Raw genomic sequence first — 15,889 nt, 5'->3', positions numbered from 1 at the left:
GAGAGGTTGTCAGCAGGGAAAAGTTTGGGGGGCGCGCTTCCAAGTCCTCCCCCTGAAGGGGGAGGCGGCCGCCAGGCCGGCGGGGGAAGACCGCATTGAGTCAGCAGTCACTTCCCCCTCCGTCGGCTTCGCCGACACCTCCCCCTTCAGGGGGAGGACTTGCCTCAGCCGACCCTAAGGGTCCCAGTATCCACCACCTGCGTGATCTTCACCGCGCCCTTTTCGTCATGCACCCGCAGCGTCGCCACCGGCGCGGGGCCGCTCCAGTCGATCTCGATCATCCCGAAATTGCGCTCACGCAGCACCGGCGAGACGCGCAGGGCGTTGGGCGGGGTGACGGGCCAGACCTCGGTCAGGCCCGAGGAGGTGACGTCCCAGATCGGGTAGGGGACGTTGGTGTCCAGGCGCGAGACCTCGGCATAGTGGGTGTCGCCGCTGATGCAGATCAGGCGGTCGGCCTTTTGGCGGCGAATGGCGTCGAACAGCCGCTGGTGGTCGCGGGCATAGTTGATCCAGCTTTCCCAGCCGGCGAAATCGGCCAGCACCTGCAGGCTGGAGCCGAAGATCCGCAGGTCGGCGGGCTGGGCCAGTTGTTGCTCCAGCCAGGTCCACTGCGGCTCGCCGATCATGGTGGCGTCAAGGTCGGCGATGCGGTCATAGGGGCCGGGCGTTTCCTTGCCCGACAGGCCGCGCGCCACGGCCCAGGGCTTGTAGCCGCCCTTGAAGGTCTTCACCGCCAGGGGCGTGCGGTTCCAGCGCAGGTCGGGCAGGATGATCTGCACGCGCCGGCCGTCAGGGCCAAAGACATAGGCGGCATAGACCCCGTCGCGCGTGCGGCGCGGCGAGTCGGCGGGTTCGCCCCAGAAGTCGCAGAACTGCCGGCGGCTCTCGGCCTTCATCGGATAGTCGGCCCCGGCGTCGTTTTCGCCAAAGTCGTGGTCGTCCCAGATGGCGATGACGGGGGTGGTGTCGCGCAGCCGCTTGAAGTGCGGCTTGGCCGCCAGGGTCGCATACTTGGCCGCCATCACCTTGGGATCGCGGGTGTCGGCATAGATGTTGTCGCCCAGGAAGACGAACAGATCAGGCTTCTGCTCGAAGATCGCCTCCCAGATCGGCTGGTCCTTGTCCTGGTTGGCGCAGGATCCGAAGGCGATGCGGGTGAGGGGCTTGCCCAGGGCCGGATGCGGCGCGTCCAGGACGGCGGCGCGCGCGGCGGGAGCGACGGCCAGGGCGGCGGCTGACAGGCCCAGGGCCCCGCGACGGGAGAGATCGGTCACGGACGTTTCCTCGTTTTGCGGTGCAGCTTGAACGACAAAGGGCCGGGAGTCGCCTCCCGGCCCCAAGTTTCTAGATCAAGTGAGGCCTAGAAGGCCTTCTTGATCGAGAGGAAGAACTGGCGCGGCGGGGCGGTCAGGACCGTCTGGCCCGTACCGGCTGCGTCATTGTTCAGGAAGCCACCCGAACCGATGGTCGAGATATAGTCCTCGTCGGTCAGGTTGGTGATGTTGGCCTGGATCTCCAGACCCTTGCCCCAGGTCTCGCCGTCGAAGCGATAGCCCAGCGTCAGGTCGGCGACGGTGGTGCTGTCCACCTGACCGCCGATGTTCTCGTAGGTGTAGTAGCGCTCGCCGGTGTGGGCGACGCCCAGCTTCGAATAGAAGCCGGCCAGTTCGAACTTCAGCTCGCCCTTGAGGATGTTCTTGGGCGTGTTGACCACTTCCTTGCCGGCGGTGCGGGCGGTGACGACGCCCGAGCCGTTGACGACGTTGTCCTGATATTCCGACTGGTTGTAGGTGTAGGCGCCGTAGACCGACCAGTTGTCGGTCAGCTTGTACTCGCCGGCCAGCTCAATGCCGTTGGTTTCCACGCCGCCGACGTTCGACAGAACGGCGGGCAGGCCCAGGATCGGAGCCGCGGTGCTGGCGGCCAGCAGGCGGTTCTCGAAGGTCACATGATAGAGGGCCGCGACGCCCTGGAAGCGGTCGGTGCGATAGCGCAGACCGCCTTCAAAGGTCTTGGAGGTCTCAGGCTCGAGGGTCTTGGTGATGTAGTCGACCGCAGCCTGGTTTTGCGAGGCGAACGGACCCGAGGTGGCGGCCGAAACGTAGGCGGCCATGTTCTCGGTGTAGCCGCCGAAGAACTCCAGGTCCGGCATCGCCTTATAGACGAAGCCGATCTGCGGCAGGAACGAGCTCTTCGACTCGATCTCGCCGGCCAGCGGGTTGCCGGCGATGCGCTGGACGCTGTTGGTCACTTCCATGGCCTTGAAGCCGAAATTGACCTTCAGGGCGTCGTTGACGGTCCAGGTGTCTTCGATGTGGGCGACCAGGGTGTCGGTCACGAAGCGGTACTGCCACTGGGTGAAGAAGGGGTTTTCCTGGAAGTCGAGCGGGTTGCGCGACGGGGCGGCTGCGGTTTCTGCGTAGAAGCGGCGCGCCTGGTTGAAGGTGTTCTTTTCACCCCAGAAGCCCATGCCCACTTGGTGCGCGCCCAGATCGACGGTGATGCCGCCGGTCACGCCCTTGCGGTCGATGTCATATTCGGTGGTGCGGATCGACAGCGGGGCGGCGGTGGAGCCGACCGTGCCGAAGCCCGGGCTGGGGACGTAGGGCGTGTACCACAGGCCCTGGCCCTGGTTGGCGTGGCCATAGGCGCTGAGGTCGAGCTTGGCGGTTTCGCCGAGCGGCAGCTTCAGGGCCAGGCCGTACAGCTCGTCGTCACGGACGCCGGCGCCGGCGTAGTAGGCGTCGTCAACGGTGGCGAACGGCGCGGGCAGAGCCGTACCGGTCAGGTAGGCGCGACCGGCGGCCACGGCCAGGGCCCAGTTAGGCTGGGTGTTGTCCCAGTTGCGGCCGAGACGCTTGATCATCTCGAACGACAGGTCTTGATAGTCCTGCTCGCGACGCTGCGAGCCGTTGTAGAAGGCGGTCAGGCTGCCGTTTTCGCCCAGCGGCAGCACGGCCTTCAGGTCGTACTGGAACTGCTTCTGGTCGCCGCCGCCCTTCCACTTCTCGGTGCTCTGGCTGACGATCGAGGCGTAGCCGCGCAGGCCGCCCAACTGCTCGATCGCGCCGCTGTCGATGCGGCCGAACACCCGGTACATGCCTTCCGAGCCGCCGGTCACGTTCATCTGGCCGCCGAACACTTCCGAAGGATCGCGCGAGAAGAACTGCAGCGTGCCGCCCAGATTGCTGGTCGAGGCGGTGCCGAGCGCGCCGGCGCCCTGGGCCAGTTCGACGCGGCCGATGTTTTCGTTGGTGATGGCGCGGCTGATGTGCAGGCCGTTGTGGTTGCCGTAGTTCATGTCGCCCAGCGGCACGCCGTCCAGGGTGAAGCCCAGCTGGCCCTGGTTGAAGCCGCGGATCGAGATGCGGGTCGACCACTCATAGGCGCCGAAGGCGTCGGCCGACTGGAAGGTCACGCCCGGCAGTTTGTCGATGGCCTTCAGCGGGCTGGTGCCGGCGGCTTCCAGTGAGATGGCTTCGTCCTTCAGGGTCTGAACCTGGCGGCTCTGGCCCTGACCAATGACGATGATGGCGTCAACGGCGGTGGTGTCGGCGGCTTCGGTCGGCGCCAGATCGGCAGCCAGGGCCGGCGCGGCGGCCAGCAGCAGGAGGGCGGCCGAAGCAGCGCCCAGCATCAGATGGTGTTTCATGATCTATCCCCTCGCCCGGTCGTGCGGGGAGCGCGCCGGTTCTCCGGCCCGGTTAACAGCGCTCCGCGACGCCTCCGCGACGGAAAAGCGTCGGGTTTCCGACAGTCTTGAGACAGAACGGTGAAGCTTACTTTGGGGCGCCTCGGCGCGCCGACATTGCGTAAACCGCCCCCGACCGCTATTTCAGCGCCCGTCCTCCCCCGAACTTTGACAGCGAGACCGACGCCCCCATGGCCCAGCAATATATTTTCCAGATGCAAGGCCTGACCAAGGCGTTCCCGGGCGGCAAGAAGATCTTCGAGAACATCTGGCTGTCGTTCTATTCCGACGCCAAGATCGGCGTCGTCGGCGTCAACGGCTCGGGCAAGTCGACCCTGCTGAAGATCATGGCCGGCCTGGATGACCAGTTCTCGGGCGAGGCCAAGGCCGCCGAGGGCATCCGCCGCGGTTATCTGGCCCAGGAGCCGGTGCTGGACCCGACCAAGGACGTCTGGGGCAATGTCATCGCCGACTGCGAGGACAAGCTGATCTTCGACCGTTACAACGAATGCGCCAACAAGCTCGGCGAGGACTATTCCGACGAGCTGATGGAGGAGATGACCAAGCTCCAGGAGATCATCGACGCCCGCGACCTGTGGGACATCGACTCCAAGGTCGAGATGGCCATCGACGCCCTGCGCTGCCCGCCCAACGACTCCAGCATCGAGAACCTGTCGGGCGGTGAAAAGCGCCGTATCGCCCTGGCGCGCCTGCTGCTCAGCAAGCCCGACATCATGCTGCTCGACGAACCCACCAACCACCTGGACGCCGAGTCGGTGGCCTGGCTGCAGCACCACCTGGAAAACTTCCCCGGCTGTGTGATCCTCGTCACCCACGATCGCTACTTCCTGGATCAGGTCACCAAGTGGACGCTCGAACTCGATCGCGGCAAGGGCGTGCCCTATGAGGGCAACTACTCCGGCTGGCTGGAGCAGAAGACCAAGCGCGTCGTGCAGGAGCAGTCGGAGTCCGACAGCCGCCAACGCGCCCTGACCCGCGAACTCGAGTGGGTGCGTTCCAGCCCCAAGGCCCGTCAGTCCAAGTCCAAGGCCCGTCTGGCCAGCTACGAGGAAATGGTCTCGGCGCAGGAAAACGCCCGCGCCGCCCAGACCCAGGCCCACATCCAGATCCCGCCCGGCCCGCGCCTGGGCAATCTGGTGCTGGAAGTCGAAGGCCTGGAAAAGGAATATGGCGACAAGGTGCTGTTCAAGGACCTGTCGTTCCGTCTGCCGCCCAACGGCATTGTCGGCGTCATCGGCCCCAACGGCGCCGGCAAGTCGACCCTGTTCAAGCTGATCACCGGCCGCGAGCAGCCCGACCAGGGCACGGTCAAGGTCGGCGAGACCGTCAAGCTGTCCTATGTCGACCAGAGCCGCGACGCGCTGGATCCCAACAAGACCATCTGGGAAGAAGTTTCGGGCGGCACCGACGTGATGATCGTCGGCAAGCGCGAGATCAATTCCCGCGCCTATGTCGGCAGCTTCAACTTCAAGGGCGCCGACCAGCAGAAGAAGGTCGGCCTGCTGTCGGGCGGTGAGCGCAACCGCGTCCACCTGGCCAAGACCCTGGCCACCGGCGGCAACCTGCTGCTGCTCGACGAACCGACCAACGACCTGGACATCGAAACCCTGCAGGCCCTGGAAGAGGCGCTCGAAGAGTTCGCCGGCTGCGCCGTGGTCATCTCCCACGATCGCTGGTTCCTGGACCGCCTGGCCACCCACATCCTGGCCTTCGAGGGCGACAGCCACGTCGAATGGTTCGAAGGCAACTTCGAAATGTACGAGGAAGACAAGAAGCGCCGCCTGGGCGCCGACAGCCTGATCCCCAAGCGCATCAAGTTCCAGAAGTTCGCGCGGTAGGGTCGCACTTCAACACTGAACGAAGAACGGGGCGGCCTTTGCGGGCCGCCCCGTTTTGTTTCTGGTCGGCCCGGAGACGGTTCGGCGGCCCCGTCGGCGATGGGATCACAGCTGCGGAGGGTTGGCCGCCTGGTATTTCGCCAGCCCTTCAAGCATCCGCGAACGCCCGGCCTCATAGACCGCGTATTCGAGCGCGAAGGCCTTCTGATGGGGTTCTCGCCACTCAGGAAAGTCGGCCGTGGGGTCGCCGTTGCGGTGCGGGTCGTCGGCGCGGTTGATGTGCATCGAGCCTGCGGGCGGCGTGAAGCCCAGGGCGGTGGCCATGGCCCGGACCGAATTGTCATAGTCCTCCATGATCCCCACCGCGACATAGTCGGTGTCGAAGGCGCTGGCCGGATTGTCGGCTGGAACCGCCCGGGGCAGCTGGGCCAGGAACGAGAACGGATCCTCGCCCTTGGTCATGGCCTCTGCCCGGCGGGCGAACCACTCGGCGAAGGTGGGATTGTCGTCGAGGGCCGGCACCGCCACGCCCATGCGCTGCTGGAAATGCAGGTAGCGCCATTGCGAGACGAACCGCGCGAAGGGCTCGCGCAGGAAGGTCACGAACTGGCGCGTGTCCGGATAGTAGTCGAGGGCGCCGATGCCGCGCACGCGGTTGAAATGGCCATGCACGCAATGGCCTGGGCCAAGGTCGAAGCGCTCGGGCGCCTCGCCCTGATGTCCGCGATAATGCAGGAGCAGGCGATCGTTTCCGAACCAGTCGACGAGGGTGGATCTCAGGCTGGTGCCCGCCGTCTTGGGGATGTGCAGGGAGACGAGCGGAAGGGATGGATCATAGGAGCGCATGGGCTGCTATGGACCAGCCGCGCGGTTTACGGTCAAGATCGCAAGGCCATGGCCGTATCGGGGAACCGGGCCTAACTAGATCTGCTGGACGTCTATCGCTCAGGCGCGGTCCAGCCACTTGTATGCCAGCCCGTATGGAGTCCGTAGATGCCGAATACCCCCGCCGAAAAGCCCGATGTGCTGATCTCGCACGAGATGCTGCTGCCGCTGCAGCCCTTGCTGGAGGGGAGCTATACGGTTCATCGGTTCTGGGACTTCCCCGATCCACTGGCCTTTCTGCAGGGGCCCGGGCAGTCCGTGCGGGCCATCGTCCATGCCGGCGAGATGGCCCTGGGCAAGGACCTGCTGTCAGAGATGCCGCAACTGGGCCTGATCGCCTGTGTCAGTGTCGGCTATGACGGCGTCGATGTGCCCTGGTGCAAGGGGCGCGGCATTTCGGTGACCCACTCCACCGGCCTGAACGCGGGTGACGTCGCCGATCACGCCGTGGGTCTGATGCTGGCGGCCTGGCGCGGCATCGTCGAGGGCGATCACCGCCTGCGGGCCGGGCGCTGGACTCACGCCGAGCGCATGGCGCCCCGACACGGCCTGCGCGGCCGCAAGGTGGGCGTCGTCGGCCTGGGCCATATCGGCGAGGCGGTGGCCCGTCGCTGCGAGGCCTTTGAGATGAAGGTCTCCTGGTGGGCGCCGCGCCCCAAGGAAACCGACCGGCCGCGCGCCGACAGCCTGATGGCCCTGGCCCGCGACAGCGACGTGCTGATGGTCTGCGCCCGGCCCGACGACACCAACCATCACATGATCAATCAGGCGGTGATCGAGGCCCTGGGACCGCAGGGCCTGCTGGTCAATGTGGCGCGCGGCTCACTGGTCGACGAGGACGCCCTGATCGCCGCCCTCAAGGACGGCCGCCTGGGCATGGCGGCGCTGGACGTCTTCGACCAGGAGCCGACCCCGCCGGCGCGCTGGGAGGGCGTGCCGCGCACGGTGCTAACGCCGCACCTGGCCGGCGCGACCCTGGACAGCATCCCCGCCATGGTCGGGCTGACGCTGGAGAACCTGCGCTGCTACTTCAACGGCGAGCCGCTGGCGTCGCCGGTGGGCGGCTAGGTTTCAGGAAATGGCGCCGCGAAAGGTTCGGGTTCGAGGCGCAGGCCGTTCACCAGCAGGCTGACCGTACGGTAGAAGCCGGCCAGCATCATCAGCTCGATCCGCGCCGCCTCGTCGAAGGCTTCGGACAGGCGCGCCCACAGGTCATCGTCGATATCGGCCCGGGCGTTGACCGCGTCGCAGAAGCCGATCAGCAGCGCCTCGTGCGGCGACCAGCAGTCGGCGATTCCCGGCGCGGCGGTGGCCGCCAGGCGCGTCGCATCCAGACCGGCGGCGCGCGCGAAAATCGCCGCGTGCACGCCCCATTCGTAGGCCGCGCCGTTGAGGGCGCAGATGCGGTGGATGACGATCTCGCGGTCGCTCAGGCTCAGATGGCCGGGATCCAGTAGGCCACCGCCGGTGAAGCGCGAGAACAGGCGCTCGTCCCGGGCCAGGGTTCGAAACAGCGACAGGGGTTGATCACCGGGCGTCTTCAGGTGGTCGAGCGCTTTCTGGACGGTCGCGGGGTAGGGCGGCCGGGCGGGCGCGATGCGGGCGGACATGGCGGTCTCCTTCTGCTACAAAATCTGTATCATGCCCAAGTCGCCGATTGCTGCAGAAATTGAAGCGCCCTTGCCGGGCAAGCCGGTGCGCGGCTCGACCACGGGGCGGCCGGTCATGGCCGCGCTGGATCTGGTGGGCCGGCGCGGCGCCCTGCGGATCGTCTGGGAGCTGCGCGACGGCGCTGTCCTGACCTTTCGCGCCCTGCAGGCGGCGGCCGAGCTGCCGCCAGGTACGCTCAATGCCCGTCTGGCCGAACTTCGGGCTGCCGATGTCGTGTCGGCCGAGGCGGGTTATCGCCTGACGCCGCGCGGAGCGGCCCTGATCGAGGCGCTTGCGCCGCTGATGACCTGGTCGCAGGCTTGGGCCGACGATCTGGCGACGGAGGACTGATCATGGCCAGGGTGCTGGGGCTGGGCGGGATATTCTTCAAGGCGGCCGATCCGGTCGCGGTGCGCGACTGGTATGCGCGGGTGCTGGGCTTCGAGGTCCATGACTGGGGCGGGGCGGTGTTCGATCATCCGAAAGTCGGCCAGACCAACTGGTCGCCGTTCGCGGCCGACACCCGGTATTTCGAGCCGTCGCAGGCGGGCTTCATGATCAATTTCGTCGTCGATGACCTGGACGGCCTGCTGGCCAGGGCTGCGGCCGAGGGCGTGGAGCCTACCGGCCGGCAGGACGAGGGGATGGGTCGTTTTGCCTGGATTCTGGACCCGGCTGGGGTCAAGATTGAGCTCTGGGAGCCCGCAAAGGTGGCGTCCGAGGCATAAAATCAGCTTGCCAAATCGGACATAAAGATATCTTTATGTCCCCATGAAGCTGTCGGCTGAACAGGTTGTCGAAGTGCTGCGCGCGGCGGGGGAATCCACCCGTCTGCGGCTGCTCGCCCTGCTGGCCCGCGAGGAGCTTTCAGTGCTGGAGCTGTGCCAGATCCTGGACCAGAGCCAGCCGCGCGTCTCGCGCCATCTCAAGCTGCTGGCCGAGGCGGGGCTTGTGGAGCGCTTCCCTGACGGGGCGTGGGTGTTTTATCGCCTGGCCAGCAAGTCGCCGGGCCGCCATCTGGTCCGCCAGGCGCTGGATCTGATCGACGCTGCCGATCCGGCCGTCCATGCCGACGCCGAGAAGCTGGCCACGGTGCGGGCCGAGCGCTCGACCGGCGCCCAGGCCTATTTCGCCCGCAACGCGGCGCGCTGGAACGAGATCCGCTCGCTGTATGTCGACGAGGCCGAGGTCGAGGCGGCGATCCTGCGCGCGGCGGGCGAGGGGCCCTTCGACGAAATGGTCGACCTGGGCGCGGGCGCCGGCCGCATGCTGACCCTGCTGGGCCAGCGGGCCGGCTCGGCCCTGGGCCTGGACCTGTCGCAGCAGATGCTCAACATCGCCCGCGACGAGGTGGCCAAGGCGGGGCTGGGGCAATGCGAGCTGCGCCACGGCGACATCTTCGCCACCGGCCTGCCGGGCGGCTGCGCCGATCTGGTGACGGTGCATCAGGTGCTGCACTATCTGGGCGATCCGGCCGCCGCTGTCGCCGAGGCCGCGCGGCTGGTCGCCCATGGCGGCCTGCTGCTGATCGCCGACTTCGCGCCGCACGACCACGAGTTTCTGCGCGAGGCCCACCAGCACCGCCGCCTGGGCTTTGAAGACGCCGAGATCATCCCCTGGCTGGAGGCCGCCGGCCTGAGCCTGGAAAACAACATCGCCCTGCCGCCGTCCTCGGCCCAGGGATTGACCGTAAAGATCTGGACGGCTCGCCGTCCGGTCCAGCGGGCCGCGCAAAGGAGCGCCGCATGACCCTTCCACCTACACGCCGCGTGATCGGTCCCGTCGCTCGCGCCGGCGAGCGCGGTCAGAGCCAGGCCGGCGGCCGTCCCCGCGTCTCGTTCGAGTTCTTCCCGCCCAAGACCCCGGCGATGGAAGAGAGCCTGTGGCAGGCCATCACCCGCCTGGCTCCGCTGGATCCGGCCTTCGTCTCGGTGACCTATGGGGCCGGCGGCTCGACCCGCGAGCGCACCCACCGCACGGTCAAGCGCATCCTGGATGAGACCAGCCTCAAGCCCGCCGCCCACCTGACCTGCGTCGGGGCCAGCCGCGACGAGGTCGATGAGGTGATCCGCGAATACTGGGAGACGGGCGTTCGCCACATCGTCGCCCTGCGTGGCGATCCGCCGCCGACCGAGGGCGGCATCGGCGGGGTCTATGTGCCGCGCGCCGACGGCTACGCCAACGCCACCGAACTGACCAAGGCCCTGCGCGGCATCGCGCCGTTCGAGGTGCTGGTCGGAGTCTATCCCGAAAAGCATCCGGAAAGCCCGTCGCTGGAGCACGACATCGACGTGCTGAAGGCCAAGGTCGACGCCGGAGCGACCCTTGGCATCAGCCAGTTCTTCTTCGATATCGACGCCTTTCTGCGCTTCAACGACAGGGTGCGCGCCGCCGGCATCACCATTCCGATCGTGCCCGGGATCATGCCGGTGACCAATTTCAACGGCCTGAAAAAGATGTCCCAGGCCTGTCAGACGGCGGTGCCGAGCTGGCTGGCCAACCTGTTCGAGGGCCTGGACCATGACGCCGAAACCCGTCGCCTGATCGCCTGCTCGGTGGCCGCCGAAATGTGCGCCAAGCTGCAGGAGCAGGGGTTCGAGGACTTCCACTTCTACACCCTCAACCGCGCCGATCTGGTCTATGCGATCTGCCGGGTGCTGGGCGTGCGCGAGCGTGAAACCACCCATTCGGAGGTTGCGGCATGAAGGTTCTGGCCCTGATCCTTTGCGGCGTGCTTTCGCTGGCCAGCGTCAGCGCCGCCCGCGCCGACGACTGGCCGCCGGCCGCCTGGATCAAGCCGACCAAGCCATACCGCGTGGTCGGCAACATCTACTATGTCGGCTCCGAGGGGTTGTCTTCGTACCTGATCACCTCGTCGGCCGGACATGTGCTGCTGGATGCCGGCATGTCGGCGGACGGAGCCAAGCTGGTGGAGCGCAACATCGTCTCGCTGGGCTTCAAGCTGGCCGACGTGAAGATCCTGATCAACACCCACGCCCACTATGACCATGCCGGCGGCCTGGCCCAGGTGAAGGCCGATACCGGCGCCAGGCTCTATGCCTCGTCGCAGGACAAGCCGGCCCTGGAGCAGGGCCGTCACTTTGGCGACAACGAAAACGGCCTGACGCCCTTTCCGGCCGTGAAGGTCGACCGCACCGTGCGCGACGGCGAGAAGGTCACGCTGGGCGAGACCACGCTGATCGCCCACCTGACGCCTGGCCATACCAGCGGCGGCACGACCTGGGCCCTGTCGGTGACCGAGCGCGGCCGCCCCCTGAACGTGGTGTTCTTCAACTCGATCTCGGTGGCCGGCAACGCCTTGGTGGGCAACAAGACCTACCCGAAGATCGTGTCCGACTATCGCGCCACCTTCGCCAAGCTGAAGGTCATGCCGGCCGACGTCTTCCTGCCCGCCCATGAGGAGCAGGGCGACCTGCTGGCCAAGCGTCAGAAGATGCTGCGCGGCGACAACAACGCCTTCATCGATCCGACCGAGCTGGGCCGCTTCGTCGCCGCCTCGGAAGCCGCGTTCAATAAAGAGCTGGCGCGCCAGCAGGGAGCGGCCAAATGACCGACCTTACGACCCGGGCCAATCTTTCTACGAGAGCGGGCCGCATCGCCGCCCTCAAGGCCGCCGCCAAAGAGCGCGTGCTGATCCTCGACGGCTCCTGGGGCGTGATGTTCCAGAAGAAGAAGCTGTCCGAGGCCGACTACCGCGCCGAGCGCTTCGCCGACTACGACGGCCAGATGAAGGGCAATAACGACGTCCTGTGCCTGACCCGCCCCGACCTGGTGGCCGAGCTGCACGACGCCTATTTCGCGGCCGGCGCCGACATCTCCGAGACCAACACCTTTTCCGGCACCACCATCGCCCAGGCCGACTATCGCCTCGGCGAAAAGGACGTCTGGGACATCAATTACGAAGGCGCGCGCATCGGCCGTTCGGTCGCCGATCGCTGGCTGAAGGAGCACCCCGAAAAGCCGCGCTTCATCGCCGGCTCGATCGGGCCGCTGAATGTGATGCTGTCGATGTCGTCGGATGTGAACGACCCCGGCGCGCGCAAGGTGACTTTCGACCAGGTCTATGCGGCCTACCGCCAGCAGGTCTCGGCCCTCTACGAGGGCGGCGTCGACCTGTTTCTGATCGAGACCATCACCGACACCCTCAACTGCAAGGCCGCGATCAAGGCGATCCTGGATCTGCGCGACGAGGGCCACGAAGAGCTGCCGATCTGGATCAGCGGCACCATCACCGACCGCTCGGGCCGCACCCTGTCGGGCCAGACGGCCGAGGCGTTCTGGAACTCGATCAAGCACTGCAAGCCGTTCGCCGTGGGCTTCAACTGCGCCTTGGGCGCCGACCTGATGCGCCCGCACATTGCCGAGATGGCACGCATCGCCGACACCCTGGTGGCGGCCTACCCCAATGCCGGCCTGCCCAACGCCATGGGCGAGTATGACGAGGAGCCGCACCAGACTGGCCACGCCCTGCACCAATGGGCGTCGGACGGCTTGGTCAACATCCTGGGCGGCTGCTGCGGCACCACGCCGGACCACATCCGCCACGTGGCGCAGGCCGTCGCCGGCGTCACGCCACGTCAGATCCCCGAGCGTCCCAAGGCCATGCGCCTGGCGGGCCTCGAACCCTTCGAACTGGTGGGCTGAAGATGACCGCCTGGGCTCCCGGACCTTTCGACAACGAAGAAGCCGCTGACTTCATTGAAGACCTGGCTGAAGCGCCGGACTGGCGCATGGTCATGACGCTGATGGAGCACGCCGCCAGTGTCAGCGGCTATCTGGAAGAGGCCGAGGCCGAACTGGCCGTGGCCGCTGCGGCGGTGGTCGCCTCGTGCGTCGGGGCCGGCTCGGTGCTGCCCGACAGCCATGCCGACCTGAAAGCCACGATGGGCAAGCCGCCGGAAGGCGCCGCCAATCTGGCGCGCCGGGCCCTGGCCCGCGTGGTCGGCACCGCCTCAGAACTCGACGAAACCTGGCAGGAGGGCGAGGACCACGATGCGTGGCTCACTCAGATCGCCGGACTGCAATCCCTGTTGAACGGCCAATCATGAGACCCGTTTTCGTCAATATCGGTGAGCGCACCAACGTCACCGGCTCGGCCAAGTTCAAGAAACTGGTCATCGAGGGCGACTATCCGGCCGCCCTGTCGGTGGCCCGCCAGCAGGTCGAGGCCGGCGCTCAGGTCATCGACGTCAACATGGACGAGGGCCTGCTCGACTCCAAATTGGCCATGGTCACCTACCTGAACCTGATGGCGGCCGAGCCCGACATCGCGCGGGTGCCGGTGATGATCGACAGCTCCAAGTGGGAGGTGATCGAGGCCGGGCTGAAGTGCGTGCAGGGCAAGGCCATCGTCAATTCGATCTCCATGAAGGAGGGCGAGGCCAAGTTCATCGAGCAGGCCAGGCTGTGCCTGCGCTATGGCGCAGCCGTGGTGGTCATGGCGTTCGATGAAGTGGGTCAGGCCGACACCGCCGCCCGCAAGATCGAGATCTGCGAAAAGGCCTATCGCATCCTGGTCGACAAGGTGGGCTTCCCGCCGGAAGACATCATCTTCGACCCCAACATCTTCGCCGTGGCGACGGGGATCGAGGAGCACGACAACTACGCCGTCGACTTCATCGAGGGCACGCGCGAGATCAAGAAGCGCTGCCCCTATGCCCGGATCTCGGGCGGGGTGTCGAACGTCTCGTTCAGCTTCCGCGGCAATGAGCCGGTTCGCCGGGCGATCCACTCGGTGTTCCTGTACCACGCCATCGCGGCTGGCATGGACATGGGCATCGTCAATGCCGGCGACCTGCCGGTCTATGATGCGCTGGATCCCGAACTGCGCGAGGCCGTCGAGGACGTGATCCTCAACCGCCCGCAGCGGACCAATGTCTCCAACACCGAACGCCTGGTCGATCTGGCCCCGCGCTACAAGGGCGACAAGAGTCAGGTCCAGACCGCCAATCTGGAATGGCGCAAGGGCAGCGTGGGCGAGCGCATCACCCACGCCCTGGTCAACGGCATCACCGAATTCATCGAGGCCGACACCGAGGAGGCCCGCCTGTCGGTCGAGCGGCCGCTGCACGTCATCGAAGGCCATCTGATGGATGGCATGAACGTGGTCGGCGACCTGTTCGGCTCGGGCAAGATGTTCCTGCCGCAGGTGGTCAAGTCGGCCCGCGTCATGAAGCAGGCCGTGGCCTGGCTGGAGCCGTTCATGGAGGCTGAAAAGGCCGGCAAGCCGCGCGAGCAGGCCGGCCGCATCCTGATGGCCACGGTCAAGGGCGACGTCCACGACATCGGCAAGAACATCGTCGGCGTGGTCCTGCAGTGTAACAATTACGAGGTCATCGACCTCGGCGTCATGGTGCCCGCCGACCGCATCCTGGATGAAGCCCGCAAGCATAACGTCGACATGATCGGCCTGTCGGGCCTGATCACGCCGTCGCTGGACGAGATGGTGTTCGTGGCCTCCGAGATGGAGCGCCAGGGCTTCACCATCCCGCTGCTGATCGGCGGCGCCACCACCAGCCGCACCCATACGGCGGTCAAGATCGAGCCGGCCTATTCCAAGGGCTCGACCACCTATGTGCTGGACGCCAGCCGGGCGGTGGGCGTGGTCTCGGGCCTGCTGTCGGCCAGTGAGCGCGACCGCCTGCAGGCCGAGACGCGGGCCGAATACATCCGCATCCGCGAGCAATATGCCCGGGGTCTGACCGCCAAGGCCCGCACCGGCATTGCCGAGGCCCGCCAGAAGAAGTTCGCCATCGACTGGGACGGCTACACGCCGCCCAAGCCGTCCTTCATCGGCACGCGCACCTTCGAGCCGACCCTGGCCGAGCTGGTGCCCTTCATCGACTGGTCGCCGTTCTTCGCCAGCTGGGAGCTGATCGGCCGCTTCCCGCAGATCCTGGAAGACGACGTGGTCGGCGAGGCCGCCACCGAGCTCTATGCCGAAGCCCGCGAGATGCTCGACACGGTGGTCGCCGAAAAGTGGTTCGGGGCCAAGGGCGTGATCGGCTTCTGGCCGGCCCAGGCCCAGGGCGACGACATCGTGCTCTATACGGACGACACCCGCACGGTGGAGCTGTCGCGCCTGCACACCCTGCGCCAGCAGATGGACAAGGGCGCGGGAAAGACCAATGCCGCCCTGGCCGACTTCGTCGCGCCGATCGGGCAGGGGCCTGACTATATCGGCGCCTTCGCCGTCACCGCCGGTCATGGCGAGGACGAGATCGTCAAGCGCTTCAAGGATGCCGGCGACGACTACAGCGCCATCATGGCCTCGGCCCTGGCCGACCGCCTGGCCGAAGCCTTCGCCGAGTGGCTGCACTACAAGGCCCGCGTCGAGCTGTGGGGCTACGCCCCCGACGAGTCCGCCGACGCCGAGGTGATGATCGCCGAGAAATATGTCGGCATCCGCCCGGCTCCCGGCTATCCGGCCCAGCCCGACCACACCGAAAAGGGCACGCTGTTCACCCTGTTGGACGCGATCGAACAGACCGGCATGATCCTGACCGAAAGCTACGCCATGAGCCCCGGCGCTGCCGTGTCAGGCCTCTATTTCAGCCACCCGAAGTCGCACTATTTCGGCGTCGGCAAGGTGGATCTGGACCAGGTCGAGGACTATGCCCGCCGCAAGGGCTGGGACCTGGCCAAGGCCGAGAAATGGCTGGCCCCGATCCTCAACTACGATCCCGGCGCGAGGGCGCGGGAGGCGGCGGCTTAGGTTGAGGTGGCACACGCATTTCCATCGAACGGATAGTAGGGTCGGTCCCTCTTTCTCCCTTGTGAC

Annotated in this window: 14 protein-coding genes and 1 pseudogene; 10 read left to right on the top strand and 5 right to left on the bottom strand. The window is 66.6% G+C overall.

Translation table 11 applies throughout. The features are described from left to right. Positions 1-164 precede the first annotated feature (164 nt). Positions 165-1,277 (bottom strand): alkaline phosphatase D family protein, encoded by a 1,113-nt coding sequence (locus tag ACN2C7_RS14635; protein WP_419317703.1) that lies wholly within the window; start codon positions 1,275-1,277, stop codon positions 165-167. An 86-nt stretch (positions 1,278-1,363) separates the two neighbouring features. Further along, positions 1,364-3,655 carry a TonB-dependent receptor gene (locus ACN2C7_RS14630; protein ID WP_419317701.1) on the bottom strand — a complete coding sequence of 764 codons (2,292 nt, stop codon included), beginning with the start codon at positions 3,653-3,655 and terminating at the stop codon, positions 1,364-1,366. Positions 3,656-3,885: 230 nt separating this feature from the next. Here ACN2C7_RS14630 and ettA point away from each other — a divergent pair, with 230 nt between their 5' ends. Next, positions 3,886-5,553 (top strand): energy-dependent translational throttle protein EttA, encoded by a 1,668-nt coding sequence (gene ettA / locus ACN2C7_RS14625; protein WP_419317700.1) that lies wholly within the window; start codon positions 3,886-3,888, stop codon positions 5,551-5,553. A 105-nt stretch (positions 5,554-5,658) separates the two neighbouring features. Here ettA and ACN2C7_RS14620 read toward each other — a convergent pair whose 3' ends face one another. Further along, complete coding sequence (locus tag ACN2C7_RS14620) at positions 5,659-6,399, bottom strand: sulfotransferase family 2 domain-containing protein (RefSeq protein WP_419317699.1); 741 nt, start codon at positions 6,397-6,399, stop codon at positions 5,659-5,661. 147 nt (positions 6,400-6,546) lie between these two features. Here ACN2C7_RS14620 and ACN2C7_RS14615 point away from each other — a divergent pair, with 147 nt between their 5' ends. After that, positions 6,547-7,506 (top strand): 2-hydroxyacid dehydrogenase, encoded by a 960-nt coding sequence (locus ACN2C7_RS14615; protein WP_419317698.1) that lies wholly within the window; start codon positions 6,547-6,549, stop codon positions 7,504-7,506. Here ACN2C7_RS14615 and ACN2C7_RS14610 read toward each other — a convergent pair. Together ACN2C7_RS14610 and ACN2C7_RS14605 are read right to left on the bottom strand one after the other, a co-directional pair. Continuing rightward, a complete protein-coding gene (locus tag ACN2C7_RS14610; RefSeq protein WP_419321479.1) occupies positions 7,503-7,757 on the bottom strand; it encodes a hypothetical protein in 255 nt (84 codons plus the stop codon). The genes ACN2C7_RS14615 and ACN2C7_RS14610 overlap by 4 nt on opposite strands. Before the next feature lie 9 nt (positions 7,758-7,766). Then, positions 7,767-8,048: pseudogene (locus ACN2C7_RS14605) on the bottom strand (carboxymuconolactone decarboxylase family protein); the annotation flags it as partial. Between the two features lie 31 nt (positions 8,049-8,079). Between ACN2C7_RS14605 and ACN2C7_RS14600 the strand changes: the two are divergent. Genes ACN2C7_RS14600 through metH form a run of 8 tightly spaced genes read left to right on the top strand, consistent with a single transcriptional unit; the run spans position 8,080 to position 15,823 of the window. Beyond that, positions 8,080-8,439, top strand: coding sequence for a winged helix-turn-helix transcriptional regulator (locus tag ACN2C7_RS14600; RefSeq protein WP_419317697.1), 360 nt, complete (start codon positions 8,080-8,082; stop codon positions 8,437-8,439). Between the two features lie 2 nt (positions 8,440-8,441). Further along, positions 8,442-8,816, top strand: coding sequence for a VOC family protein (locus tag ACN2C7_RS14595; RefSeq protein ID WP_419317696.1), 375 nt, complete (start codon positions 8,442-8,444; stop codon positions 8,814-8,816). A 43-nt stretch (positions 8,817-8,859) separates the two neighbouring features. Then, on the top strand, positions 8,860-9,837 hold the full coding sequence (locus tag ACN2C7_RS14590) for an ArsR/SmtB family transcription factor (protein ID WP_419317695.1): 978 nt from the start codon (positions 8,860-8,862) through the stop codon (positions 9,835-9,837). Then, on the top strand, positions 9,834-10,793 hold the full coding sequence (gene metF / locus ACN2C7_RS14585) for a methylenetetrahydrofolate reductase [NAD(P)H] (protein WP_419317694.1): 960 nt from the start codon (positions 9,834-9,836) through the stop codon (positions 10,791-10,793). The genes ACN2C7_RS14590 and metF overlap by 4 nt, the downstream gene beginning before the upstream one ends. Continuing rightward, on the top strand, positions 10,790-11,659 hold the full coding sequence (gene bla / locus ACN2C7_RS14580; RefSeq protein WP_419317693.1) for a subclass B3 metallo-beta-lactamase: 870 nt from the start codon (positions 10,790-10,792) through the stop codon (positions 11,657-11,659). Before metF ends, bla begins: the two co-directional genes overlap by 4 nt. After that, positions 11,656-12,753 carry a homocysteine S-methyltransferase family protein gene (locus tag ACN2C7_RS14575; RefSeq protein ID WP_419317692.1) on the top strand — a complete coding sequence of 366 codons (1,098 nt, stop codon included), beginning with the start codon at positions 11,656-11,658 and terminating at the stop codon, positions 12,751-12,753. Before bla ends, ACN2C7_RS14575 begins: the two co-directional genes overlap by 4 nt. A 2-nt stretch (positions 12,754-12,755) precedes the next feature. Beyond that, positions 12,756-13,157: a DUF4259 domain-containing protein gene (locus ACN2C7_RS14570; RefSeq protein ID WP_419317691.1), complete on the top strand. Its 402-nt coding sequence runs from the start codon at positions 12,756-12,758 to the stop codon at positions 13,155-13,157. Further along, positions 13,154-15,823: a methionine synthase gene (gene metH / locus ACN2C7_RS14565; protein ID WP_419317690.1), complete on the top strand. Its 2,670-nt coding sequence runs from the start codon at positions 13,154-13,156 to the stop codon at positions 15,821-15,823. Before ACN2C7_RS14570 ends, metH begins: the two co-directional genes overlap by 4 nt. The last annotated feature ends 66 nt before the right edge of the window (positions 15,824-15,889 follow it).

This window comes from Caulobacter sp. ErkDOM-E, assembly GCF_048541895.1.
In the GTDB taxonomy this organism is placed as follows: Bacteria; Pseudomonadota; Alphaproteobacteria; order Caulobacterales; family Caulobacteraceae; genus Caulobacter.
The sequence above is the reverse complement of the archived record's forward strand: the minus strand, read 5'-3'. Positions and strand labels throughout refer to the sequence as shown.